The following is a 24,039-nucleotide window of genomic DNA, read 5'->3' as shown; positions in this document are numbered from 1 at the left end:
CACGTGTGAGGACGCAAAGGTGCCAAAGGACGAGTCTAAAGGGCCGTGGGACGCGAAGAAGCCCGTGGGGGCGCTCAGGCCAGATAGGCGGGAGCCCCGACGGGCAGGATAAATCGGAATTCGGCGCCGCCGCCGGGGCCGCGGCCGACCGTGATGGTGCCGCCGTGCGCCTCGACGATGCCCTTGACGATGTAGAGGCCCAGGCCGGTGCCGCCGCGCTTGCTGCCGCGCCAGAACCGGGTGAAGACACGGCTCAGGGACTCCTCGGGAATGCCGGGTCCTTCGTCGCTCACGATGACGGCCGTTCCCTTCTCGTCGTCCTTGGCGGTGGCGGGTGCCACCTCAATGGTGACCATTCCCTCGCCGTGGCGCACCGCATTTTCCAGCAGGTTGCCCAGCACCTGGTCGATCTTGTCGGGGTCGGCCCACAGGTCGGGCAGCGGGTGGGCGAGGTGCACGAGGAAGCGGCCGGGCCGCTGACCTGCCGAGATGTGCGCGTGGATGTTGCGGCCGACGGCGGCGGCGATGTCGACGGGCTGGCGGCGCAGCTCCAGGCGGCCGGAGTCGATCCGGGAGATGTCGAGGAGCTCGGCGATCAGCCGGGCGATCCGGTCCGCGTCGCCGTCGACGGTCTCCAGCATCATCCGCTTCTGGTCGTCGGTGAAGCGCTCCCACTTGCGCAGCAGGGTCCGGGTGAAGCCCTTCACCGAGGTCAGCGGGGAGCGCAGTTCGTGCGCGACGGTGGCGATCAGCTCGGCGTGGCTGCGCTCGGTGCGCCTGCGGGCCTCGGTGCCGCGCAGCGACACCACGACCCGGCGGACCGGGCCGCACGGCTCCTGGCGCACGTACCGCGCGGAGACCAGCACCTCGCGTCCGCCCGGCAGCAACAGGTTCCGCTCGGGCTGGCCGCCGCGGATGGCGAGGCCGCCGTACGGGTCGGTGAGGGTCCACCAGCGGCGGCCCTTGAGGTCCTCCAGCGGAAGCACGTCGACCAGGGGGCGGCCCAGCGCGAGGTCGGCGGGTACGGCGGTGATGCGCGCCGCGGCGGCGTTGAAGCAGACGACCCGACCGTCCTCGTCGGCGACCACGAGCCCGTCGGGAAGGTCGTCGCAGCCGATCCCCGACGCGTCGAACTCCCTTTGCCGTACGGCCTGTTCGGACAATTCCGCGACCATCTCCCCGTACCCCACCTCTCCACGTAGTGCAGTGGGCCCCCGAGCCCGCAACCCTACTCCGAACGGGGACCCCTCAGTCAGTGGTGCGTACCCGCTGTGCGCGCGCGGATGCGTAGAGGCACACGGCGGCGGCCGTGGCGAGGTTGAGGCTCTCGGCCTTGCCGTGGATCGGGACGCGCACGACGGCGTCCGCGAGTGCGCGGGTCTCCTCGGGCAGGCCCCAGGCCTCGTTGCCGAAGACCCAGGCGGTGGGGCCGCCCATGGTGCCGGCGTCCAGCTCGTCGTCGAGGTCGCGGTCGCCCGCTCCGTCGGCGGCCAGGATGCGTACGCCCGCCGCCTGGAGCTCGGCGACCGCCTGCTCGACGGGGACGCCCACGGCGACGGGCAGGTGGAAGTGCGAACCGACCGACGCGCGCACCGACTTGGGGTTGTAGAGGTCGACGGAGGCATCGGTCAGCACGACCGCGTCGGCGCCCGCCGCGTCCGCGCAGCGCAGCACCGTACCGGCATTGCCGGGGTCGCGCACGTGCGCGAGGACGGCGACCAGCTTGGGCTTCGCGGCGAGGATCTCCTCGAACGGGGAGTCCAGGAAGTGGCAGACGCCGACGATGCCCTGCGGGGTGATGGTCTGCGAGATCTCGGCGAGTACGTCGGGGCCGGCGAGGTGCACCCGCGCCCCGGCCGCGTGGGCGGCGTCCACGATGTCGGCGTACCGCTCGGCGGTCTCCACCGTCGCGAAGAGTTCGATCAGGGTCGGGGTGCCGTCGGGCCCCCGGTGGTCGACGGCCTCCCGCACGGCCTGCGGTCCCTCGGCGATGAACCGGCGCTCCTTGCCCCGGAAGCTGCGCTTGGCCAGCCGCCTGGCGGCGACGACGCGGGGGGAACGCGGGGAGATCAGCTCGGGGATGCCCATGGGGGTGCGGCTCACTTCTGCTACGTACGTACGAAAAAAGGGAGGCGGAACGCACCGGACCCGCAGACGCGGAATGCGCCTGCGGGTCCGGCTCAAAGCCAAGAAGCTGCTCTGCCTGGAAGCTCGAAGAAAGCTTAGGCGGCGGCCTTCGGGGCGTTGACGTCGCTCGGGAGCGCCTTCTGGGCAACCTCGACGAGCGCGGCGAACGCGTTGCTGTCGTTGACGGCCAGCTCGGCGAGGATCTTGCGGTCCACCTCGATGTTGGCGGCCTTCAGACCCTGGATGAGGCGGTTGTACGTCATGCCGTTCTCGCGGGCAGCGGCGTTGATGCGCTGGATCCACAGCTGACGGAAGTCGCCCTTGCGCTTCTTGCGGTCGTTGTAGTTGTAGACCAGGGAGTGGGTGACCTGCTCCTTGGCCTTGCGGTACAGGCGCGAACGCTGGCCGCGGTAGCCCTTGGCTGCCTCGAGGATTGCCCGGCGCTTCTTGTGGGCGTTTACTGCGCGCTTGACGCGTGCCACTTTGACTCCTTGTAGCGGGGCCGTGGGGGGTATTCACACGACCCGAAAACGAATTGGTCCCGGTCTCGATCCAGTGCTACCGGCGGTGGGGCCGGCAGCGGCGGGATCACTTGCCGAGAAGCTTCTTGATCTTCGCGGCGTCGCCCGGGGCCAGCTCAACGGTGCCGGTGAGGCGGCGCGTCACGCGGGAGGACTTGTGCTCGAGCAGGTGGCGCTTGCCGGCGCGCTCGCGGAGCACCTTGCCGGAGCCGGTGATCTTGAAGCGCTTCTTGGAACCGCTGTGCGTCTTGTTCTTCGGCATCGCGCCGTATCTCCTCGTCAGTGCCGCTCCCCCGGTCCCCGGTGCGGGCACCGGACTACGGGAGCGTCAGGTCTGTGGTCTGGGTGTTTCCGGTTCGGAATCCGGGGGCCGCCTGGATGGCGGCCCCGTGGATCACGCCTCGGAAGGTGCTGCCTCGGCCGGAGCCTCGACTGCTGCTGCCTCGGCAACCTCACCCGCGGGCTGCTCGTCGGGGGCAACGCCCTGACGCTCCGCCTTGCGGGCGGCCTGGGCCTCGCGGGCCTCGGCCATTGCTTCGGTCTTCTTCTTGTGCGGGCCAAGAACCATGATCATGTTCCGGCCGTCCTGCTTCGGGTTGGACTCGATGAAGCCCAGGTCTTCCACGTCGGTGGCAAGTCGCTGAAGCAACCGGAAGCCAAGCTCGGGACGGGACTGCTCACGACCACGGAACATGATCGTGATCTTGACCTTGTCACCCTGCTTGAGGAACCGGACGACGTGACCCTTCTTGGTCTCGTAGTCGTGCGGGTCGATCTTCGGGCGGAGCTTCATTTCCTTGATGACCGTGTGCGCCTGGTTCTTGCGCGCCTCACGGGCCTTCATGGCCGACTCGTACTTGAACTTCCCGTAGTCCATGAGCTTGCACACGGGCGGACGGGCGTTCGCCGCGACCTCGACCAGGTCGAGGTCGTACTCCTGCGCCAGTTCCAGGGCCTTGGCCAGCGGGACGATGCCCACCTGCTCACCACTGGGTCCGACAAGTCGCACCTCGGGAACGCGAATCCGGTCGTTGATGCGGGGCTCGGCGCTGATGGATCCTCCTAAGTAGCACCACACGACTGTCTGGCAGACAGCCGCGTAACGTCTTATTTCTTTGGACCAACCGCTTCGGAACATAAAAAATGCCCCGGACGGGACACAGGCAGGGCTCCTGGAAATACCGGAGCACCGCCGCATCTGAAACCGCGGGGCGCAACATCGGACAGTTCCATCGTCCGTACGGAACGATGGGGACCGTCTTCTGACCGGTGACCCGCCGTCCCGGAGGACAGTCAGGTGGGAGATCGGAGCCTCCACTTGTGGGCCGGGCACAGATGTGTCCGACCGGTCGTGAGACAACTATACCCCGCGAGCAACACCGCCGCGAACCTTCGTAAACCACCCGTTCGGGGCCCGTGGTTTTCCGGGCCCCGCGGGGACCTATCGTGGACGCATGAGCGACGCGACCAGCAGCAACAACGCCGTCACCGGCGGCACCGAAGACCTTGACGAGCAGAACCCGGGCTTCGACGACATGACCCGCGACATCGCGGACGTTCCCGCCGTCGAGGTGATCACCACGGTCGCCGTCCACCTGATGAGCGCCGCCGCCGTGAACCTCGGTCTCGCCGAGGGCGGCGAGGAGCAGAAGGACCTGGACGAGGCCCGCAAGCTGATCCAGGCCCTGGCCGGCCTGATCACGGCCAGCGCGACCGAGATCAGCTCCTTCCACGCGGCACCGCTGCGCGACGGCCTGAAGTCCCTCCAGCTGGCGTTCCGCGAGGCCTCGGTCGTACCGGACGAGCCGGGTCAGGGCCCGGGCGAGAAGTACACGGGCCCGGTCTTCGGCTGAGCCACTGCTGCGAGAAGGGCCCCCGCCGAGGCGGGGGCCCTTCTGCTTTCAGCGGACGAGGAGGGGCTCGCCGGGCGGGGTGGCCCCTGCGGGCAGCAGCGCCAGGTCCAGCCCTCTCACGAGCCGTGCCCTGAGTACGTCGTCGGAGGCCAGGGCCCTGGCGACGCGGCGCACCGCCTCCGCCGGGACGGCGTCCGGGGTCAGCACCAGGGCGAGCACCCCGTCCGCCTCGCCGGGCCCGAGGTGGGCGCTGAGTACGGCGGGCTCGGCGGTGACCAGGGCGCGCACGGCCGAGACGACGGCCGGATCGTCGATCGGCCGGGCACTGGTCCGGCCCTCCGCGAGCGCGAGCAGCGCCGACCCGCTGAGCTGGTAAGGAACCGGCCCCGCGAGGTCGATCACGACGGTGTCGGCCTGCTCGTGCGCGGCGGCCTGGAGCGCCTGGTGCAGGGGTACGGCGACGGGCCGGGCTGCCGGGTCCCAGAGGGCGAGTGCCGCGAGGGAGGTGAAGGCGGGCAGCGCCTTGCGGTCGCCCGCGCGGAGGGTGGGGACGGCCATGTCGCTGGTCTTCTCGCGCTTGAGCCCGGTCTCCGGGTCGGTCTCGACCTCGCCGAGGACGGCGACGACGGGAACGAGGAGACGGGCCCCGGGAAGCGCGTCGAGGACGCGCTGCTCGGCCCCGGCACTCTTGGGCTCCCGCGCCCAGGCGGCGAGGGCCTCGGCGAGGGTGGGGTCGGCGGTGCCGTCGTCGTCGGAGAAGCCGGGATCCGGAATGTTCTTGAGCACGCCAAGAGCCTAACGGGGTGGGGGGAGGTGGCGGGCCCGGCCATGGCCGGTGGTCAGGTGCGGGTTGTTCGTGGCTGGCCGCGCAGTTCCCCGCGCCCCTGAGTACTCGTAGTTACGGGCGCAGGGAACTGAGCGGCGCTGGGCACGAGTGGTTGCCTTTGGGGGCGCGGGGAACTGCGCGAGCAACCACCCACCGGCCCGCACATCCCCACCCCCGGCCCCGCGGCCAGCGGTCTAGGGAAGGGGCGGGGAGGGGCACTCGCCCGCCGCAGGCGCGACACGCTCGCGCTGCCCGGGCCGCATGCCCCCACGACCCCCGCGCGGATCAGTTCTCGTCCTCGCCGCGCGGCACCCCTGCCGGGGCCCTGCGCCACAGGGCTACCGCCGAACCCAGTACCAGTACACCCGCACCACCCGCCACCCACGCCCACACCTCCGGCCCCGCAGACGCCGGTTCGGCACGGTCCGGGCCCGGGCCGAAGTAGCGGCCCTGGTAGCCCGCCGCCGACGAGCGCACCGTCGTGTCCCGGCCGCCCGCCGCGATCGCCGCCGCCGGGTCCACCATCCCGTGGCCACGGGAGTCGTCCCGGCCGCCCGACGGCGCGTCCCTGGCCGTCCTGGCGAGCAGCCGCTTGATCTGGGCGGGCGGCAGCTGCGGGTGCGCGGCCCGGACCAGGGCCGCGGCTCCCGACACGAAGGCCGAGGCCGCACTCGTACCCCAGCCCTCGTAATAGCTGCGGTCGGGGTCGGCGATCATGATGTCGACGCCGGGCGCGGACACGGTCGCGTACCAGCGGCGGGTGGAGAAAGACGCATGGGTGCCCGCCTCGTTGACGGCGGCGACCGCGATGACGCCGGGGTAGGCGGCCGGGTAGGAGATGTGGTCGCCCTTCTCGCCGCCGTTGCCCGCCGAGGCGACGACCACGGCGCCCTTGCTCAGGGCGTACTGGACGGCCGCGTCCTCCTCCGCCTCCGGGTGCGCGGACTCGCTGTCGTCGCCGAGCGAGAGGTTGATGACGTCGGCGCCGTGGTCGACGGCCCAGCGGATGCCCTTGGCAAGGGCGTTGCCGCGTGAGGTGCGGGCCTTGTCGCGGGCCGGGTCGCCGCCTTCGAGGATGACCCGGATGGGCAGGATCTTCGCTTCGGGGGCGATGCCGAGGACTCCGTCGCCGCCGCCGGGACCGTGTCCGTGGCCCGCGATGATGGAGGCCATCGCGGTGCCGTGGCGGGCCCAGGCGCGGTCGCCGCTCTTCGCGCCGAAGCCGACGAGGTCGTTGCCGGGCAGGACGTTGCCGGCGAGGTCGGGGTGCTGGTCGTCGACGCCGGTGTCGAGGACGGCGACCGTGATGCCCGCGCCCTTGGTGGTGCGCCAGGCCTCCTGGGTGTGCAGGGCGGCCAGGCCCCACTGCTTGTCGCGGATGGTGTCGGCGTGCGCGGCCGGTGCGGGCAGCACGGCCAGCAGCACGGCACCGAGCGCCGTCGCCGTGGCCGTGGCAGCGACGCGGCCGGCGTTCTGACGGGAGTTCATCCGGGCTGCTCCGTTGCCGGGTCTGCGGTGGTCCTGCGCAGGCCGCGTTCGATGCGGTCGGCGATGCCCTTCGCCTCGTGGCCGAGGCCGGACTGGGCGGGTGCGGTGGTCGCCCCGTCGACCGTCGCGGGTCCTGCGGGCTGGGGGGCGGTGACGGTGCGGCCGTCGGCGAAGCCGGAGACCGCGTACACGATCACGGGTACGTCCTTGAGTACGCGGACCGTCCAGCTGGCGCGCTGCCCGTCGCCGAATCCGGCCGCCACGGTGCCGGGCACCGGGAACGTACGGGGCATCAGATCGCCGCGCTCGGCCAGCTTCTCGCGGGCGAAACGGGTCCGCAGGGTCCGGGTGGCGGTCTCGTCGGCGCGGGTGAAGACCATGCCGACGGTGGTGACGCTGCTGGTGGTGGCGTCGGTGTAGGTGGCGCGGAGCAGACGTTCGCAGCCGACCGGGCCGAGGGCCTTGAGGAGGAGCGGGTCCAGGGCGTTCGTACAGTCGGCGTCCGGGGCGACGGCGACCCGCGTCCAGGCGCGGTCGGCGCCGCCGGGGCCTGCTCCGGCCCCCTTGAGGGCAGGGGGGAAGAGGGTGTCGACCGGGATGTTCCGCCAGGCGGTGCGCGCCTGGGCGAAGCCAGTGCTCGTCGTGGGCTCGCCGTTGCCGACCAGCCAACTCCCGGCCGCCGCACCGCCGATGAGCCCGATACCGAGGACGACACCGGCGGCGACGGCCGCGAGCCTGGCGGGGCTGCGGGCCCCGACGGGCCGCAGCCGGGTGGTGGTCTCGGCGGGCGCGAGTGCCTCGTCCCGCGCCCAGTGCCGCGGCGGCGCGAAGGTGAGGGGTGGTGCGCCGTCGGTACGGGGCGTCAGGTCGACGGCCCCGACGGGCCGCCGCCGGGTGGGCGGGAGCGGTGCGCCTGCGCCTGCGCCTGCGCCTGGGCCGGAGGCGACGGGAGCAGGCGCGGCAGCGGTACGGGGCGCGGCCTGAGCACCGAACTCGGCGGCCCGGCCCCGCGCGGGAGCGGATCCGGGAGCGGGAGCGGCCACCCGGTCCGGGCGGGGTGCCGGTCGCGGCGGTACCGCGGGCGGGAGCGGCGCAGCTGTCCGGCCGGAACGTCCCGGAGCACCGGAGGCCGGGGGTGAGGGCGGACCGGTCTCGGCGGGCGGCAGCGGGCCGGGGCCGCCCGCCCGTACCTGACGGGTCGCAGACCCGGCGCCCGCACCCTCACGGGCGTCCGCATCCGGGGCAGACGTCGCCGTCGAGGAGGAAGCCGAGGAGGAGGAAACCGAGGAGGAGGCGGCGGTCGCAGGCGGGAACGGCGGCCGGGGCGGGACGTCGGGGCGGTGCGGTTCGGTGGTCATCCGGCCCCCAGGTCCGTCTCTTCTCGTACTCCCGGCTTCTGGCCCGAGGCAGCCGCGTCGCCCGGGCTTCCAGCGGGTTTCCGTCACTCTACGGGCTGGCCGGGCCGGGGCGGGAACCAGTGCGTGCCGTGGGGCGGATCTGACCGGATCGTCCGCCAAGTCCCCCGGAGGTTCCGCCAGGACGTCCGCCGAGCGGGGCGGGCGGCGCCTGAACGGACCGGCAGACCTACCAGTCGGTAAACGACTCTGGCAAGCTGCGCCCATGACTCCTCCTGTGACTTCTCGTGCGGCTGCCCGTCCGGCTCCCCGGGCTGCCGACCGTTCCCGTTACGACCGGGCCACCTCGCACCTCGACGGGCCGCTGGCCGTCGTCGACCTGGAGGCGTTCGACGACAACGCCGCCGATCTCGTGCGCCGTGCACAGGGCAAGCCGGTCCGGGTGGCGAGCAAGTCGGTGCGCTGCCGGGCGCTGCTGGAGCGGGTGCTGGAACGGGACGGCTTCGCCGGGGTGATGTCGTACACCCTGGCCGAGTCGCTGTGGCTGGCGCGGTCCGGGTTCGAGGACGTGCTGCTGGCCTATCCGTCGGTCGACCGGAGCGCGTACGCGGAGCTCGCGGGCGATCCGAAGCTCGCCGCAGCCGTGACCGTGATGGTCGACGACCTGGCGCAGCTGGAGCTGATCGACCGGGCCCGCGAGGGCGGCAAGGAGGAGATACGGGTCTGCCTGGAGCTGGACACCTCGCTGCAACTGCTCGGCGGGCGGATCCGGGTCGGCGCCCGGCGCTCCCCGCTGCGCGAGCCGGGCCAACTCGCCGAGCTGGCCCGGTCGATCGACCGGCGGCCCGGGTTCCGGCTGGTCGGGATCATGGCGTACGAGGGTCATGTCGCGGGGGTCGGCGACATGATCGCGGGCCGTCCGGTGCGGTCCCGGATGGTACGGGTGATGCAGAAGGCGGCGCGCCGGGAGCTGGCCGAGCGGCGGGCGGCCGTGGTGCGGGCGGTCAGGTCGGTCGTACCTGACCTGGAGTTCGTGAACGGCGGCGGCACCGGCAGCGTCGAGAGCACCGTCGCCGAGGACGCGGTGACGGAGGTGGCGGCCGGGTCGGGGCTGTACGTGCCCCGGCTGTTCGACCACTACCGGTCGTTCAGCGGGCGTCCCGCCGCGCTCTTCGCCATGCCGGTGGTGCGGCGTCCGGGGGTGGGCGTGGTGACGGTGCTCGGTGGCGGCTATCCCGCTTCCGGGGTGGCCGGGCCCGACCGCTCCCCCGTGCCCTACCTGCCCGAGGGGCTGCGGTACGACCCGCAGGAGGGGGCGGGCGAGGTGCAGACACCGCTGCTGGGTTCGGCGGCGGACGATCTGCTGATCGGCGACAAGGTGTGGTTCCGGCACGCCAAGGCGGGCGAACTGTGCGAGCGCTTCGAGCAGTTGCAGCTGATCGAGGGCGACCGGGTCACGGGGGCCGTCCCGACGTACCGGGGCGAGGGCCACACCTTCCTGTAGGACCCGTGGAGCTCCGTACGTAGGACCCGTGAAGCTCCGTCAGGACGTGTTGCGGATGCCTTCGGTGATCTTGTCCATGCCCTCCACCGGCGGTCCGTCCGGGCCCGCGTCGAAGGCGAACCGCACCAGGATGTTCGAGCCCTGGCCCACGCTGCTGGGGAAGGACAGGGACTGCACGTAGCCGCCGGGGCCCTTGCCGGTGACGACCTTCCAGCGGACCAGGTAGCCCTGCTTGCCCGCGACCGTCACCGGCTCGGACTTGATCTCCTGGTGGGACTTGATGCCGCCGTACTTCTGCCGGTCCAGGGTGTCCGCGTGGTACGCCAGGTCGGCGTTGACCTTGATGTCGGCCTTGGCGACGGCTTCCGGGGTGGCGTGGTTCGAGGGGGCGGTGCGCGAGGTGACCTGGCCGTGCCGGCAGAAGCCGCCGTCGGCGGGACACTCGTAGGTGTCCTTGGTGGTCATGCTGGCCGCCTCGCGGTCGCCGCCGAACTCCGGCTTCTCCCAGCCGTCGAGGATCGGCAGGGTGATGCCGTTCAGCTGGTCGGAGAGGGTCGTGGTGTCGCCCGCGGGGGCGGAGGCGCCGGGGCCGGACGGGTCGGCGGACGGGGTGTTCTGTCCGCCGCCGGGCGGGTCGGCCAGGGTGGGGACCGGCGGAGCGGACGGGGGCGAGTCGTCCTTGTTGAGGAAGACGACGCCGGTGACGATCGCGGCGACCAGGACCGCTCCGGCGGCGATGATCGCGATCAGCTTGCTGCCGCCGAGGCCGCCGCCACTGCCGCCGGGAGCACCAGGGGCGCCCGGAACACCAGGGACACCCGGGCCGCCCGGAGCGTACGGAGCACCGGGGACGCCGCCCGCGCCCGCCGGTGCGGACGGGGGCGGCGGGGTGCCGTAGCCGGGCTGCACGCCCTGCGGATATCCGTAACCCTGCGGCTGCGGCTGCGGGCTCTGGGCAGGGCCGAACTGCGCTGCCGCAGGCTGCTGCTGGCCGGGGGCGCGGGTGTGCGCGCTCCAGGCCGAGCCGTCCCACCAGCGCTCCTGGGTGGGAGCGCTGGGGTCCTGGTACCAGCCGGGCGGGGTCGTCATGCTCATCCCGTCACCATAAGGGGCGGGCTCCGACCGGTGTTAGAGCGGAGTGACGTAGGCGCCCGAGATGCCGCCGTCGACCAGAAAGTCCGTTGCGTTGACGAAGGAGGAGTCGTCGCTGGCGAGGAAGGCGACGGCCGCGGCGATCTCGGTGGCCTCGGCGAACCGGCCGAGCGGGATGTGCACGAGGCGGCGGGCCGCCCGCTCCGGGTCGGACGCGAACAGCTCTTGCAGGAGCGGGGTGTTGACCGGTCCCGGGCAGAGCGCGTTGACCCTGATCCCCTCGCGGGCGAACTGGACGCCCAGTTCGCGCGACATGGCCAGTACGCCGCCCTTGGAGGCGGTGTACGAGATCTGGGAGGTGGCGGCGCCCATGATCGCCACGAAGGAGGCGGTGTTGATGATGGAGCCCCGGCCCTGGCGCTGCATGTAGGGGAGGGCGGCCTTGCAGCAGAGGTAGACGGAGGTGAGGTTGACGTCCTGGACGCGCTTCCAGGCCTCAAGCCCCGTGGTGAGGATGGAGTCGTCGTCGGGCGGGCTGATCCCGGCGTTGTTGAAGGCGATGTCGACGCTGCCGTAGGTGTCGTACGCGGTATTGAAAAGGGCGTCGACCTGTTCGGCGTCGGTGACGTCGACCTTGACGAAGGTGCCGCCGACCTCTTCGGCGGCGGCCTTGCCCGCCGTCTCGTCGATGTCGCCGCAGACGACGTGCGCGCCCTCGGAGGAGAGGCGGCGGGCGGCGGCGAGGCCGATGCCGCTGCCGGCGCCGGTGATGACGGCGGTGCGGCCGACCAGGCGGCGGCAGACGATCTCCGGGGTGGCTTCAGTGGTCATGTGGTTCAGGCCTCCGTGCTCAGGAAGACGTTCTTGGTCTCGGTGAATGCGGTGAGGGCGTCGGGGCCGAGTTCCCGGCCGAGTCCCGACTGGCGGTAGCCGCCGAAGGGGGTCCAGTAGCGGACGCTGGAGTGGGAGTTGACGGACAGGTTGCCCGCCCGTACGGCCTGCGAGACGCGCAGGGCGCGGCCCACGTCGCGGGTCCAGATGGATCCGGAGAGGCCGTACTCGGTGGCGTTGGCGAGCCGGATCGCGTCCGCCTCGTCGTCGAAGGGCAGGACGACGGCGACGGGGCCGAAGATCTCCTCGGCGGCGGCGGGGGCGTCGGGGTCCAGGCCGGTGAGGACGGTCGGCGGGAACCAGAAGCCGGGCCCTTCGGGGGCCGTTCCCCGGATGCCGGGGGCGTCGTCGGGGACGTACGCACGCACCCTGTCCAGCTGGGACCTGGAGATCAGCGGGCCCATCTGGGTCTTCTCGTCGGACGGGTCGCCGACGACGATCGACTCGATGAGCGGGGCGAGGAGCTCCAGGAACCTGTCGTGGACGCTGCGTTCGACGAGGATGCGGGTGCGGGCGCAGCAGTCCTGGCCCGAGTTGTCGAGGAACGACATGGGGGTGGCGGCGACGGCGGCTTCCAGGTCGGCGTCGGCGAAGACGATGTTGGGGCTCTTGCCGCCGAGTTCGAGGGTGAGGCGCTTCACCCGGTCGGCGCACTTGGCCATGATCTGCTTGCCGACGCCGGTGGAGCCGGTGAAGACGATCTTGGCTACGCCGGGGTGTTCGACCAGTGCGTTGCCCGCGACGGGGCCCTCGCCGGGGAGTACCTGGAAGAGGTGCTCGGGGAGGCCTGCCTCCAGGGCGAGTTCGGCGAGGCGCAGGGCGGTGAGCGGGGTGGTCTCGGCGGGCTTGAGGATCACTGCGTTGCCCGCGGCGAGGGCGGGGGCGGTGGCCCAGGCGGCGATCGGCATGGGGAAGTTCCACGGGGCGATCACGCCGATGACGCCGAGGGGTTCGAGGATCGTGACGTTCAGGCCGCCGGGGACGGGGATCTGGCGGCCGTTGAGGCGTTCCGCTCCCCCGGCGGCGTAGTTGAGGAGGTCGCGGACGTTGCCTGCTTCCCAGCGGGCGTTGCCGAGGGTGTGGCCTGCTTGCCGGACCTCCAACTCGGCGAGTTCTTCGATGTGCTGGTCCACGGTCGCGGCGAAGCGGCGGAGGTGGCGGGCGCGGTCGGCGGGGGCGGAGGCGGACCAGGTGCGTTGGGCCTGTGTCGCGCGTGCGACTGCGGTGTCGATGTCTGCCGGGGTTGCGGCGGGGACGGTGGCGATTACTTCTTCGGTCGTGGGGTTGAGGATCTGCAAGGGGGGTCCTTACGGGGGTGGGGCGGTGTCGGCGGTGGGGTGGGGCGGTGTCGGGGGGGGTGCGCTCCGCGTGGGGGCCGCCCCCTTGCCCACCCGTTCCGCCCCCGGGGGGCGGCCCCGCTGCCCAAGGGGGCTGGGGGTAGGGGGTAGGGGGCGGCCCTGCTGGCCAAAAGGCTGGGGCAGCGGGCGGGGTTACATGCGTTCGAAGGAGCGGCGGAGTTCCCAGTCGGTGATTGCCGCGTCGAAGGCGTCCAGTTCGACCCGCGCCATGTTGGTGTAGTGCGCGACGACCTCGTCGCCGAAGGCGGTGCGGGCGACGGGGCTGGCGGACCACAGTTCCGCGGCCTCGCGCAGGGTGGTCGGGACGTGTGCGTAGTCGGCGGTGTAGGCGTTGCCGGTGCAGGGCTCGGGGAGTTCCAGCTTCTGCTCGACGCCGTGCAGTCCGGCGGCGATCAGGCCCGCGACGGCGAGGTAGGGGTTGACGTCGCCGCCGGGGAGGCGGTTCTCGAAGCGCATCGAGGGGCCGTGGCCGACGACGCGCAGCGAACAGGTGCGGTTGTCGTTGCCCCAGGCGACGGCGGTCGGGGCGAAGGAGCCCGGCTGGAAGCGCTTGTAGGAGTTGATGTTGGGCGCGTAGAGGAGGGAGAAGTCGCGCAGGGCGGCGAGCTGCCCGGCGAGGAAGTGCCGCATCAGCTCGGACATGCCGTGCGGGTCGTCGCCGGCCATGGCGCTCTGTCCGTCGGTGCCGCGCAGGCTGAGGTGTATGTGGCAGGAGTTGCCCTCGCGCTCGTTGTACTTCGCCATGAAGGTGAGCGAGACGCCCTCCTGGGCGGCGATCTCCTTGGCGCCGTTCTTGTAGATGGCGTGCTGGTCGCAGGTGGTGAGGGCCTCGTCGTACTTGAAGGCGATCTCGTGCTGGCCGGGGTTGCACTCGCCCTTGGCGGACTCGACGGTCAGGCCCGCGACGGCCATCTCGTTGCGGATGCGGCGCAGCAGGGGCTCGACGCGTCCGGTGCCGAGGATGGAGTAGTCGACGTTGTACTGGTTGACCGGTTCCAGATGGCGGTAGTTGGCGTCCCAGGCCTGCTCGTAGGTGTCCTTGAAGACGATGAATTCGAGCTCGGTGCCGACGTGGGCGGTGAGGCCGAGTTCGGCGAGGCGCTCCAGCTGGCGGATGAGGATCTGGCGGGGGGCGGCGACCACGGGGGTGCCGTCGTGCCACATCAGGTCGGCCATCAGCAGGGCCGTGCCCTCGTTCCAGGGGACGCGGCGCAGGGTGGCGAGGTCGGGGCGCATGGCGAAGTCGCCGTAGCCGCTGTCCCAGGAGGACATGGCGTAGCCGTCGACGGTGTTGAGGTCGACGTCGACGGCGAGGAGGTAGTTGCAGCCCTCGGCGCCGTTGGTCAGGACGTCGTCCAGGAAGAAGGGGGCGGCGAACCGTTTGCCGGTGAGGCGCCCCTGCATGTCCGGGAAGGCCAGGACGACGGTGTCGATCTCACCGCTCGCGACCAGGGCGCGCAGCTCTTCGAGCGGGAGCGGGGGTGTGCGGTCTGCCACGGGAAATGCCTCCTGGGTCGGCCGGGAGCCATAAGGTATTCCCGAAGACCATTGATTGGGAAGGGGGTTCGGGCACATGGCGGACGATGTCCGGGGTGCGGGGGCCGATGCCCGGGGCGTACGGGATGACGCGGCGGGCGACCGGTTGACGCCGATACTGCGGCCGGTACGGGCCGGGAACGGATTCGAGGAGGCACTGGAGCAGGTCTTGCAGGTGCTGCGCCTGGGACTGGTGCCGGCGGGTGAACGACTGCCCGCCGAACGGGAACTGGCGGACCGTCTGCGGATCAGCCGGGTGACCCTGCGCGAGGTGCTCAAGGTGCTGCAGGACCAGGGACTCGTGGAGAGCAGGCGGGGGCGGTACGGCGGCACGTTCGTGTGCCACCGGGACGAGCGGCACGGGGAGGCGGAACTGATGCGGCGCGTCGCCTCGCTGGACGTGGAGGACGCGCTGCGCTTCCGGGAGGTGCTGGAGGTGGGGGCGGCCGGGCTCTGCGCCGGGCGGGGGCTCGACGGGGCGGAGGCGGAGCGGCTGCGGGCGGCGCTGGCGGCCACGCACGACGCCCCGCTCCGCGACTACCGGCGGCTCGACACCCTGCTGCACCTGACCCTCGCCGAGCTGTCGGGGTCGGCGCGGCTGTCCGCGCAGTACGCCGCGGTGCGCGCCGAGGTGAACGAACTGCTCGACTGCATCCCGCTGTTGGTACGCAACCTGGAGCACTCGCAGCGGCAGCACACGGCCCTCGTGGAGGCGGTCCTGGAGGGCGACGCGGAGGGAGCGCGCGAAGTGATGAGGGAGCACTGTGGCGGGACGGCGGCGTTGTTGCGCGGGTTCCTGGCGTAACTCCCCCGTAACCGCACGGGGGTTGCGCGTGCGGCGATGCGGCCGCAATGGTGTGTGACCACACCATTGCCAGGCGACGGCGGGAGCGGCCCATGGCCACGGAACAACCGGCAAGTCCACCGAATCCCACGAGCCCATCGAGCCCGACGGGCCCGGCGGGCCCCTCCGGCCCGGCGGCCGGGACGACGGACGCCGACTACCTCAAGCGGCGCGCCCTGCGCCGGGGCAGCGCCGGATGGCTGCTGCTCACCGGGCTCGGGGTCGCCTACGTCGTCTCCGGCGACTACTCCGGCTGGAACGTCGGCCTGTCCAAGGGCGGTTTCGGCGGCCTCGCCCTCGCGACCCTGCTGATGGGCGTGATGTACGCCTGTCTGGTCTTCGCGCTCGCCGAACTCTCCGCCATCCTGCCCACCGCGGGCGGCGGTTACGGCTTCGCGCGCCGGGCGCTGGGCACCTGGGGCGGCTTCCTCACCGGCACCGCGATCCTCATCGAGTACATCCTCGCGCCGGCCGCGATCTCCATCTTCATCGGCGACTACGTCGAGTCGCTGAACCTCTTCGGGCTGACCTCGGGCTGGCCGGTCTACCTCGCCTGCTTCGTGATCTTCATCGGGATCCACCTCTGGGGCGTCGGCGAGGCGCTGCGCTTCAGCCTGGTCGTCACCGCCATCGCGGTCGCCGCGCTGCTGATCTTCGCGGTGGGCGCGTTCACCGAGTTCAGCGCGGACAGGCTCAATGACATCCCCGTCGAGGCGGGCGCGCTGGGTGCGAACTCGTGGCTGCCGTTCGGCCTGATAGGGATCTGGTCCGCGCTGCCGTTCGGGATGTGGTTCTTCCTCGGCGTCGAGGGGGTGCCCCTGGCTGCCGAGGAGGCGAAGGACCCGGTGCGGTCGATGCCGCGCGCCCTGTCGATCTCGATGGGCATCCTGGTGCTGCTCGCGATGCTGACCTTCTTCGCGGCGACCGGTGCGCGCGGTTCGGCGGCCGTCATGGACGCGGGCAATCCGCTGGTCGTGGCGCTCCAGGGGGACGGTCCCGCCACCGGGCTGAGCCGGTTCGTGAACTACGCGGGTCTGGCCGGTCTGGTCGCCTCGTTCTTCTCGCTCATCTACGCCGGTTCGCGCCAGCTCTTCGCGCTGTCCAGGGCCGGGTACCTGCCCCGGTTCCTGTCCCTCACCAGCAGCCGCAGGGCCCCGTACCTCGGGCTGCTGATCCCCGGCGCGATCGGCTTCACGCTCGCCGCGTCGACCGGCAACGGCGCCCGGATGCTCAACATCGCGGTCTTCGGCGCCACCATCTCGTACGCCCTGATGGCGCTCTCGCACATCGTGCTGCGCCGCCGGGAGCCGGAGCTGCCGCGCCCGTACCGTACGCCCGGCGGCATCGTGACCTCGTCGACGGCGCTGGTACTGGCGCTGTTCGCGCTGGTGGCGACGTTCCTGGTGGACCGGGACGCGGCGTTCACCGCGCTCGCCGTGTACGTCGTCGCGCTCGCCTACTTCGCCTTCTACTCGCGGCACCGGCTCGTGGCGTCCGCGCCCGAGGAGGAGTTCGCGGCGCTGGCCGCCGCCGAGGCCGAACTCGAACGCAACTGACCCGCACCCGCACCCGCACTCGCACTCGCACTCGCACCCCCGAAGGATCAGCCCGTGTCTCCCAAGCCCTTCATCGGCATCAGCACCTATCTCGAAGAGTCCGTGAAGTGGGGGGTGTGGGAGCTGCCCGCCGCCCTGCTCCCGGCGGGTTACCCGCGCCTGGTCCAGGCGTCGGGCGGCAGCGCCGTCATGCTGCCGCCCGACGATCCGGCGTACGCGGCGCAGGTCGTGGCCCGGCTGGACGGTCTGGTGGTCGCGGGCGGGCCCGACGTCGATCCCCAGCGGTACGGTGCCGAGCGCGAGCCACGCTGCGGGCCGCCGGCCACGGCCAGGGACTCCTGGGAACTCGCCCTGACGGAGGCGGCGTTGGCGGCGGGCACCCCGCTGCTCGGCATCTGCCGGGGCATGCAGCTGCTGAACGTCGCCCTCGGCGGCACCCTCGTCCAGCACCTGGACGGGCACCGCGGCGAGATCGGCGCCTTCGGGCGGCACCCGGTCACGACGGTGCCCGGCACCCGCTGCGCGGCGGTGCTGCCCGGCGAGAGCGACGTACCGACGTACCACCACCAGGCCGTCGACCGGATCGGCGACGGCCTGGTGGTGTCGGCACATGCGAAGGACGGCACCGTCGAGGCGCTCGAACTCCCGTCCCCCGCCTGGGCGTTGGGAGTCCAGTGGCACCCCGAGATGGGAGCGGACCTGAGGCTTACCGAGGCGCTGGTGACAGCGGCGGCCGGCGGAAGGAGCTAGCTCAGCCCTGGAACTTCCAGACGTACGGGTCCTCGGAGTCCTCGTCCGCCGCCCAGCGCACCTCGATCTGCTTGGCGCCGACCGGGACCATGTACGTCTGGCAGAAGGTGTGGCTCTGGCCCTTGGTCCAGTTCTCGACGTCGCCGTCGTCCTCGCAGCCCTTGGCGTCCTCGGAGGCTCCGATCAGGAGGCCGCCGCGGGCGCCGTCGGCGTAGATCTCGACGTTGTCGGCGACGTCCGGGTAGGAGGCGACGGGCTTGCCGCCCTTGTGGGTGTACTTCACGTGGGCGACGACCGGCACCAGGCCCTTGGCCTTGGCCGGGTCGGTGACCATCTTCCTGGCGTCGGCCTCGGTGCCGACGTCGGCCTTCTGGGCGGCGATCTCGTAGGTGACCTGGCCGGCCTCCTTCTCCTTGAAGGGGCTGGTCACGGACTCACCGGCGGCCAGTTCCTTCTTGCCGGAGGCACCCGCGCCCGCCTCGCCGCCCTTGTCGCCCGCCTCTTCCTTCTCCGGGGCCTTGCTGCTGCCGCCGCCCTCCTTGGGCGCGCTCGCGTCGCTCTTGCCGCCCGAGGCGTCCTCGCCCCCGTTGCAGCCGGTGAGGGCGAGCGCGAGGACGGCGACGGGGGCTGCGGCGCGCAGGGCGAGCTTCTTGCGGTAGGACACGCGATTCTCTCCTTGACAGATGACAGTGGCCGCGAGCCTAGGGAGGGGCCGCCCGCCCCCGGGCCCCGGGGGCCGTCACTGTCCGTGTCTCACCCACCGGTCATCGGTCGGTCACAGGATCACCCTCCGCTTCTCACCCCGCCTCCCCCAGCCGGCGCCGCAGCCATGAGACGGCGGTGGCGCCCTGGGCGGCCTGGAAGGGGCGGAGCGTGGGCAGTCCCGGCGGGGCCGGTTTCAGCGAATGGTGCACGAAGTAGCCCGCGAGGGCGGCGAGTACGACGGTGACGCCCTCCGGGTCGGCGGCCCGGCCCAGCGGATGACCGGTGAACAGCTCCTCGGGGTCGGGTCCGCCCTGGGCGGCCACGGAGGGCAGCATCAGCAGCAGGTCGAACCAGGGGGCGCCGCGCACGGCGTGCGGCCAGTCGACGAAGACGGCCCCGCCGTCGGCGGTGAGCAGGATGTTGTCGGCCCGCAGATCGCCGTGGACCAGGGTGTCGCCGTGCGCGAACCGGGTCCAGTGCGAGGCGAGTTCGGCCAGCCGCGGGAGATTCGCGGCCACCCACGGGTCGAGCCCCGCCAGCGATCCCGAGTCGAGCCTGCGCTGCCAGCCCCGGAAGGTCCGTGCGTCGGCGTCCTCGGTGCGCGGCGCGTCGTACGGAGCCGGAGTGAGCGACGTACTGAGGTCGGTCAGCGCGGCCAGCACCCGGTCGAGTTCGTCGCGCTGCCACGGGATGCGGGGCTGGGTGCCCTCGACGTCCTCCAGGACCAGCACCACCCAGTCCTCGATCTCGTACCAGTCGAGCAGCCGGGGCGCGGGTACGCCCGGCGGGAGGGCGGCGGTGTTGCGTGCCTCGGCCCGGTGCAGGGCCGGGGAGTGCGGGTTGGCGGCGGCACTGACCGCCTTGACGAAGGCCCGCCGCCCGTCGGCGCAGCGGACCCGGGCGGCGACGCCGGGCGAGAATCCGCCGGGCTGGGTGACGGCCTCGACGACCGGCGAGCCGAGGAGCGCGGCGACCCGGTCGTGCACCCGGTCCGGCAACTCCTGCCACGCGAAGCGCACTCCGGTCGCGGGCACCGGCACGACCTGCGGCGATGGTGTGTCCATGGCTCATGTTCGGCGGCCTTCGGCGCGGCGCGCAAGGCATTTCGCGTCACCACCCGTCCGGCGGCGCCACGCTGCGGCGAATCCGGGGCAGGAGCACACGGAGGGCCGGGGAACCCCATCACGAACGACACGAACGCAACGAACAAGCGCGACGAACAACAAGGAGACCTGCATGCGATGTCTGGTGACCGGCGCGAGCGGTTACATCGGCGGGCGTCTGGTGCCCGAGCTGCTGGCGGCGGGCCACCAGGTCCGCTGTCTGGCCCGCACCCCGGCCAAGCTGCGGGACTTCCCGTGGGCGGGCGAGGTCGAGATCGTACGGGGAGACGTCACGGACCCGGAGTCGACCGGCCGCGCGCTGGCCGGTGTCGACGTCGCGTACTACCTGGTGCACGCGCTGGGCACCGGCAAGGACTTCGAGCGGACCGACCGGGACGCCGCCCGCACCTTCGGCGAGCAGGCGCACCAGGCCGGGGTCGGCCGGCTGGTCTACCTGGGCGGACTGACCCCTGCGGGGGTGCCGGAGCGGGAGCTCTCGCCGCACCTGCGCTCGCGCGCCGAGGTGGGGCGGATCCTGCTGGAGTCGGGGGTGCCGACGGCGGCGCTGCGTGCGGCGGTGATCATCGGTTCGGGTTCCGCGTCGTTCGAGATGCTGCGGTACCTGACCGAGCGGCTGCCGCTGATGGTGACGCCCAGCTGGGTGCGCACCCGCATCCAGCCCGTCGCCGTACGGGACGTACTGCGCCTGCTGGTCGGCTGCGCCCGTCTCCCCGAGGGCCTCAACCGCACCTTCGACGTGGGCGGCCCCGACATCCTGACCTACCGCGACATGATGCAGCGGTACGCCAGGGTGGCCGGACTGCCCCGGCGGCTGATCCTGCCGGTGCCGGTGCTCACCCCCGGGCTGTCCAGCCACTGGGTGGGCGTGGTGACCCCGGTGCCCGCGTCGATCGCCCGCCCGCTCGCGGAGTCGCTGCGGCACGAGGTGGTGTGCGCGGAGCACGACATCGAGAAGTACGTGCCGGGGCCCGAGTCCGGTCCGATCGGCTTCGAGCAGGCGGTGGAGCTGGCGCTGCGCCGGGTCCAGGAAGCCGACGTGGCCACCCGCTGGTCGTCGGCGTCGGTGCCCGGCGCCCCGAGCGACCCGCTGCCCACCGACCCGGACTGGGCGGGCGGCAGCCTCTACACCGATGAGCGCGAGGCGGTGGTGGAGGCGTCGCCTGAGCGGCTGTGGCAGGTGGTCGAGGGCATCGGCGGCGAGAACGGCTGGTACTCGTTCCCGCTGGCCTGGGCGGTGCGCGGCTGGCTGGACCGGCTGGTGGGCGGCGTCGGGCTGCGGCGCGGACGGCGGGACAGGTCCCGGCTGCGGGTCGGCGACTCGCTGGACTTCTGGCGGGTCGAGGAGATCGAGCCGGGGCGGCTGCTGCGGCTGCGGGCCGAGATGCGGGTGCCGGGCCTGGCCTGGCTGGAGCTGCGCGTCGAGCAGGACGAGCAGGGCCGCACCGTCTACCGGCAGCGCGCGGTGTTCCATCCGCACGGTCTGGCCGGGCAGGCCTACTGGTGGAGCGTGGCGCCCTTCCACGGCGTGGTGTTCGGCGGAATGGTGCGCAACATCGCGGCGGCCGCGACCGGGTGACGTACCGTCAGTGACGCGGACCGCGTCTTCTGCGGTACGCCGCCCCGGGTCGCCGCAGCCGAAGGTGCGCGCGGGGGTAGGCCACCGGTTCTCAGAGCTTCCCGCCCGCCAGCAGCTTGGTGAGCGGGCCGTGGCTGGCCTGCTCCGCGCGGCGGCCCGCCGCGAAGGAGACCGCACCCAGAGCCACCACGCCCGCGCCCGCCCCGGCGACGATCGCCTTGCGGTTGCTGATCAGTGTCCAGGCGGTGGTGGCCGTCGAGACGACCTTGCCGGAGGCGGACTCCAGTGCCTGCTTGCCGGCCTGAACTCCCTTGAGACCGGCGGCGGTCGCCGCGTGGGTGGCGTCGGCCGCGGTCCGGCCGGCATCGGTCACGGTCTTCCCGGCGTCGGTGGCGGTGGACTTGGCCTCGCCCGCCTTGGCCTTGGCCTCCTCGGCGGTGGACTTGGCGGCGGCGGCAGTGGACTTGGTGTTCGGATTCCGTGTGGTCATGGCCCACGGGTAACCGCTGGGCCGTACGACAAACAAACACGCGCCCACTCCCTTCCCCGCTCAGGGCGAATCCCGTACGTCCCCCGTCGTCGAGGAGGTGATGATGCCGTCGTGCGCGAAGTCCCCCCGGCGGGATGCCCGGGCCCCTCACCCCCGCCTCGTCAGTGCCAGCAGGTCACGGCCCGGACCCACCGGGCCGGGACCCACCCCCCAGACCGCCCGCAGATCGCGCTTCATCCGCACCCCCTCGACCACCACCCGCACCAGCCGTCCCGCCGCGATCTCCTCGCGCACCGCCAGTTCGCTCAGCACGCCCGCGCCCGCGCCACTCACCGCCGCCGCCTTCACGGCCGTCGTGGACGAGAACTCCAGCAGGGGCGCGCTCAGCCCTCCGTACGCCTCCAGCGCGGCGTCCAGGACCTGCCGCGTGCCCGACCCCTCCTCGCGGAGGATCAGGGGGGTCGCGGCCAACTCGGCGGCGTCCACGGGCCGTCGGCGCTTCGCCCACGGGTGGCTCGGTGCCGTGACCACCACCAGCCGGTCGTGGCCGATCACCACGCCGTCGAGTCCCTCCGGCATCGTGAGCCCCTCCACGAACCCCAGGTCCGCCGAGCCGTCCAGCAGCCGACCTGCGACGGCCGCCGAGTTGCCCGCCAGGAGGGAGACGGCGGTGCCGGGGCGTTCGGCCTGGAGGGCCACCAGCCAGCCCGGCAGCAGGTACTCCGCGATCGTCATGCTGGCGGCCACCCGCAGCCGTGAGTCGCGCCGGCCGCGCAGCGCCTGCACCCCCACGTCGAAGGCCTCCGCCGCCTCGACGATGCGCCGCGCCCAGTCGGTGACGAGCGCGCCCGCCTCGGTCAGCCGGGAGCCGCGCGTCGAACGCTCCACCAGCGTGACCCCGAGCTGCCGCTCCATAGACCTGATCCGCCCGCTCGCGGCGGGCTGCGAGATACCGACCTCGCGTGCCGCCCGTCCCAGGCTCCCCACCCGTGCCACGGCGAGCAGCAGCTCCATGGCGGCCAGGTCGGGCACCCGGTGGGACAGCAGTACGGGCGGCGACGCCTCGGAATCAGCAGGGCTCATAAGCTCAGCTTATGTCGGCATAGGAAGGTACTCCCTGGTGGGAGGCCCTTGTGCGCTCCAAGCTGGACTCATGGCCACCACCGCGCAGCTCAGCCCCCGTACCGCCCCCGCAGCCGCACCCGCCGCTGCCCCACGCCTGCGCCACCTCGGCCCCAACTGGTACGCGGCGGTCATGGGCACCGCGATCGTCGCCACGGCCGGCAACTCCCTCCCGTACCGATCCCCTCTCCTCCACACCGCCCTGACCGTCGCCTGGGCCCTCGCCGCGCTGGCCCTGCTGCTCCTCCTCCTGGCCCGCGCCGTCCACTGGCACCACCACGCGGACCAGGCGCGCGCCCATCTGCTCGACCCCACGGTCGCCCCGTTCTACGGCTGTCTCGCGATGGGCGTACTGGCGGTGGGCGGCGCCACGATGGCCGTCGGGCAGGACGTGATCGGGACCACGGCGGCCCTGGCCGTCGGATGGGTGCTGTGGAGCGCGGGCACCGTTCTCGCGCTGGTGGCGGCGGCCGGGGTGCCGTACCTGATGGTCGTACGGCACCGGATAGAGGGTGTGCACACCGCGTCGCCGGTGTGGCTGCTGCCGGTCGTCGCGCCGATGGTCTCGGCGGCGCTGGGCCCGCAGCTGATCCCGCACCTCCCCGAGGGACAGGCGCGGGCGGCGATGCTCCTGGGCTGCTACGCACTCTTCGGCCTGAGCCTGCTGGCCACTCTGCTTCTGCTGCCCGTGATATTCACCAGGCTGCTGGTGCACGGTCCGCTGCCGCTGGCCCTGACCCCGACGCTGTTCCTGGTGCTCGGCCCGCTCGGCCAGTCGACCACCGCCGTCAACAACCTCGCCGATGTGGCACCGGGCGCGACCGGCGCGACGTACGCCCACGCCTTCCAGGCCTTCGCGGTCGTCTACGGAGTCCCGGTCCTCGGCTTCGCCCTGCTGTGGCTGGCGCTGGCGACGGCGCTGGTGATCAGGGCGGCGCGGGCGGGAATGCCGTTCGCGATGACGTGGTGGGGCTTCACCTTCCCGGTCGGCACATGCGTGACGGCCGCGGCGGGCCTGGCGAGGCACACCGGGGTGGAGGCGCTGGGGTGGCTGGCGGCGGGGCTGTTCGTGGTGCTGGTGGGGGCGTGGGGGGTGGCGGGGTTCCGGACGGTACGGGGGCTGCTGAACGGCGCGCTGCTGCCGGGGCCGGCCAGGGCTTGAGGAACGCATGGCACTGGGCGTGCCGCCCGAGCAGCGCACCGGGGTCGCGCCTGCGGCGGGCAGATGCCCCTCCCCGCCCCTTCCCTAAACCGCTCCGCGGGGCCAGGGGTTGTGAGCAGCGGGTCGAGTGTGGTTGCTCGCGCAGTTCCCCGCGCCCCC

The 24,039-nt window shown here is 72.5% G+C and carries 23 protein-coding genes; 7 read left to right on the top strand and 16 right to left on the bottom strand.

The window, feature by feature from the left end; all coding sequences use genetic code 11:
• Nucleotides 1-74: 74 nt before the first annotated feature.
• The 5 genes from ACZ5PB_RS37820 to infC all read right to left on the bottom strand — a co-directional run bounded on the left by ACZ5PB_RS37820 (nt 75) and on the right by infC (nt 3,726).
• On the bottom strand, nt 75-1,175 hold the full coding sequence (locus ACZ5PB_RS37820; protein WP_468697646.1) for a sensor histidine kinase: 1,101 nt from the start codon (nt 1,173-1,175) through the stop codon (nt 75-77).
• A gap of 73 nt (nt 1,176-1,248) precedes the next feature.
• Nucleotides 1,249-2,088, bottom strand: a complete 840-nt coding sequence (locus tag ACZ5PB_RS37815) for a TrmH family RNA methyltransferase (RefSeq protein ID WP_468697770.1) — start codon at nt 2,086-2,088, stop codon at nt 1,249-1,251.
• Nucleotides 2,089-2,222: 134 nt separating this feature from the next.
• Entirely contained in the window at nt 2,223-2,609 is a 387-nt protein-coding gene (gene rplT / locus ACZ5PB_RS37810) for a 50S ribosomal protein L20 (RefSeq protein WP_189827453.1), read from the bottom strand.
• A 106-nt stretch (nt 2,610-2,715) separates the two neighbouring features.
• A complete protein-coding gene (gene rpmI, locus ACZ5PB_RS37805; RefSeq protein WP_189827454.1) occupies nt 2,716-2,910 on the bottom strand; it encodes a 50S ribosomal protein L35 in 195 nt (64 codons plus the stop codon).
• 132 nt (nt 2,911-3,042) lie between these two features.
• Complete coding sequence (gene infC / locus ACZ5PB_RS37800) at nt 3,043-3,726, bottom strand: translation initiation factor IF-3 (RefSeq protein ID WP_468697644.1); 684 nt, start codon at nt 3,724-3,726, stop codon at nt 3,043-3,045.
• 376 nt (nt 3,727-4,102) lie between these two features.
• On the opposite strand from infC, the gene ACZ5PB_RS37795 reads away from it, so the two are divergent.
• The gene (locus ACZ5PB_RS37795; protein WP_468697643.1) at nt 4,103-4,501 is read left to right on the top strand and encodes a DUF1844 domain-containing protein; all 399 of its coding nucleotides are present in this window, start codon (nt 4,103-4,105) and stop codon (nt 4,499-4,501) included.
• 48 nt (nt 4,502-4,549) lie between these two features.
• Here ACZ5PB_RS37795 and ACZ5PB_RS37790 read toward each other — a convergent pair whose 3' ends face one another.
• The 3 genes from ACZ5PB_RS37790 to ACZ5PB_RS37780 form a co-directional block, all read right to left on the bottom strand.
• On the bottom strand, nt 4,550-5,287 hold the full coding sequence (locus ACZ5PB_RS37790) for an SseB family protein (protein ID WP_468697642.1): 738 nt from the start codon (nt 5,285-5,287) through the stop codon (nt 4,550-4,552).
• Between the two features lie 325 nt (nt 5,288-5,612).
• Nucleotides 5,613-6,815, bottom strand: coding sequence for a type VII secretion-associated serine protease mycosin (mycP, locus tag ACZ5PB_RS37785; protein ID WP_468697640.1), 1,203 nt, complete (start codon nt 6,813-6,815; stop codon nt 5,613-5,615).
• Nucleotides 6,812-8,173: a hypothetical protein gene (locus ACZ5PB_RS37780; RefSeq protein ID WP_468697638.1), complete on the bottom strand. Its 1,362-nt coding sequence runs from the start codon at nt 8,171-8,173 to the stop codon at nt 6,812-6,814. Before ACZ5PB_RS37780 ends, mycP begins: the two co-directional genes overlap by 4 nt.
• Nucleotides 8,174-8,435: 262 nt before the next feature.
• On the opposite strand from ACZ5PB_RS37780, the gene ACZ5PB_RS37775 reads away from it, so the two are divergent.
• Nucleotides 8,436-9,674: an amino acid deaminase/aldolase gene (locus ACZ5PB_RS37775; RefSeq protein ID WP_468697636.1), complete on the top strand. Its 1,239-nt coding sequence runs from the start codon at nt 8,436-8,438 to the stop codon at nt 9,672-9,674.
• Nucleotides 9,675-9,713: 39 nt separating this feature from the next.
• Here the strand turns inward: ACZ5PB_RS37775 and ACZ5PB_RS37770 are convergent, their stop codons facing one another.
• The 4 genes from ACZ5PB_RS37770 to ACZ5PB_RS37755 all read right to left on the bottom strand — a co-directional run bounded on the left by ACZ5PB_RS37770 (nt 9,714) and on the right by ACZ5PB_RS37755 (nt 14,512).
• Nucleotides 9,714-10,769 carry a DUF2510 domain-containing protein gene (locus tag ACZ5PB_RS37770; RefSeq protein WP_468697635.1) on the bottom strand — a complete coding sequence of 352 codons (1,056 nt, stop codon included), beginning with the start codon at nt 10,767-10,769 and terminating at the stop codon, nt 9,714-9,716.
• Between the two features lie 33 nt (nt 10,770-10,802).
• Complete coding sequence (locus tag ACZ5PB_RS37765) at nt 10,803-11,597, bottom strand: 3-oxoacyl-ACP reductase (protein ID WP_468697633.1); 795 nt, start codon at nt 11,595-11,597, stop codon at nt 10,803-10,805.
• Nucleotides 11,598-11,602: 5 nt separating this feature from the next.
• Entirely contained in the window at nt 11,603-12,955 is a 1,353-nt protein-coding gene (locus ACZ5PB_RS37760) for an aldehyde dehydrogenase family protein (RefSeq protein ID WP_468697632.1), read from the bottom strand.
• A 192-nt stretch (nt 12,956-13,147) separates the two neighbouring features.
• Entirely contained in the window at nt 13,148-14,512 is a 1,365-nt protein-coding gene (locus ACZ5PB_RS37755; RefSeq protein WP_468697631.1) for a glutamine synthetase family protein, read from the bottom strand.
• 76 nt (nt 14,513-14,588) lie between these two features.
• Between ACZ5PB_RS37755 and ACZ5PB_RS37750 the strand changes: the two genes are divergently transcribed.
• From ACZ5PB_RS37750 to ACZ5PB_RS37740, 3 genes are all read left to right on the top strand, one after another.
• The gene (locus ACZ5PB_RS37750) at nt 14,589-15,356 is read left to right on the top strand and encodes a FadR/GntR family transcriptional regulator (RefSeq protein WP_468697630.1); all 768 of its coding nucleotides are present in this window, start codon (nt 14,589-14,591) and stop codon (nt 15,354-15,356) included.
• A 92-nt stretch (nt 15,357-15,448) separates the two neighbouring features.
• Nucleotides 15,449-16,951: an ethanolamine permease gene (gene eat, locus ACZ5PB_RS37745; RefSeq protein ID WP_468697629.1), complete on the top strand. Its 1,503-nt coding sequence runs from the start codon at nt 15,449-15,451 to the stop codon at nt 16,949-16,951.
• A 54-nt stretch (nt 16,952-17,005) separates the two neighbouring features.
• Entirely contained in the window at nt 17,006-17,701 is a 696-nt protein-coding gene (locus tag ACZ5PB_RS37740; protein WP_468697628.1) for a gamma-glutamyl-gamma-aminobutyrate hydrolase family protein, read from the top strand.
• A 1-nt stretch (nt 17,702) separates the two neighbouring features.
• On the opposite strand, the gene ACZ5PB_RS37735 is transcribed toward ACZ5PB_RS37740, so the two are convergent.
• Nucleotides 17,703-18,365 carry a hypothetical protein gene (locus ACZ5PB_RS37735; RefSeq protein WP_468697627.1) on the bottom strand — a complete coding sequence of 221 codons (663 nt, stop codon included), beginning with the start codon at nt 18,363-18,365 and terminating at the stop codon, nt 17,703-17,705.
• Nucleotides 18,366-18,498: 133 nt separating this feature from the next.
• Nucleotides 18,499-19,470, bottom strand: a complete 972-nt coding sequence (locus tag ACZ5PB_RS37730; RefSeq protein WP_468697626.1) for a phosphotransferase — start codon at nt 19,468-19,470, stop codon at nt 18,499-18,501.
• Between the two features lie 172 nt (nt 19,471-19,642).
• Here ACZ5PB_RS37730 and ACZ5PB_RS37725 point away from each other — a divergent pair, with 172 nt between their 5' ends.
• Complete coding sequence (locus ACZ5PB_RS37725; RefSeq protein ID WP_468697624.1) at nt 19,643-21,106, top strand: SDR family oxidoreductase; 1,464 nt, start codon at nt 19,643-19,645, stop codon at nt 21,104-21,106.
• A 91-nt stretch (nt 21,107-21,197) separates the two neighbouring features.
• Here the strand turns inward: ACZ5PB_RS37725 and ACZ5PB_RS37720 are convergent, their stop codons facing one another.
• Both ACZ5PB_RS37720 and ACZ5PB_RS37715 read right to left on the bottom strand, forming a co-directional pair.
• Complete coding sequence (locus tag ACZ5PB_RS37720; protein ID WP_468697623.1) at nt 21,198-21,596, bottom strand: hypothetical protein; 399 nt, start codon at nt 21,594-21,596, stop codon at nt 21,198-21,200.
• A gap of 147 nt (nt 21,597-21,743) precedes the next feature.
• Nucleotides 21,744-22,679 (bottom strand): LysR family transcriptional regulator, encoded by a 936-nt coding sequence (locus ACZ5PB_RS37715; protein WP_468697622.1) that lies wholly within the window; start codon nt 22,677-22,679, stop codon nt 21,744-21,746.
• A 70-nt stretch (nt 22,680-22,749) separates the two neighbouring features.
• Here ACZ5PB_RS37715 and ACZ5PB_RS37710 point away from each other — a divergent pair, with 70 nt between their 5' ends.
• Nucleotides 22,750-23,880, top strand: a complete 1,131-nt coding sequence (locus tag ACZ5PB_RS37710) for a TDT family transporter (RefSeq protein WP_468697621.1) — start codon at nt 22,750-22,752, stop codon at nt 23,878-23,880.
• The last annotated feature ends 159 nt before the right edge of the window (nt 23,881-24,039 follow it).

This window comes from Streptomyces sp. NPDC032721 (assembly GCF_055579625.1).
Note: the sequence above shows the minus strand (reverse complement) of the source record. Positions and strands in the feature narration are given on the sequence as shown.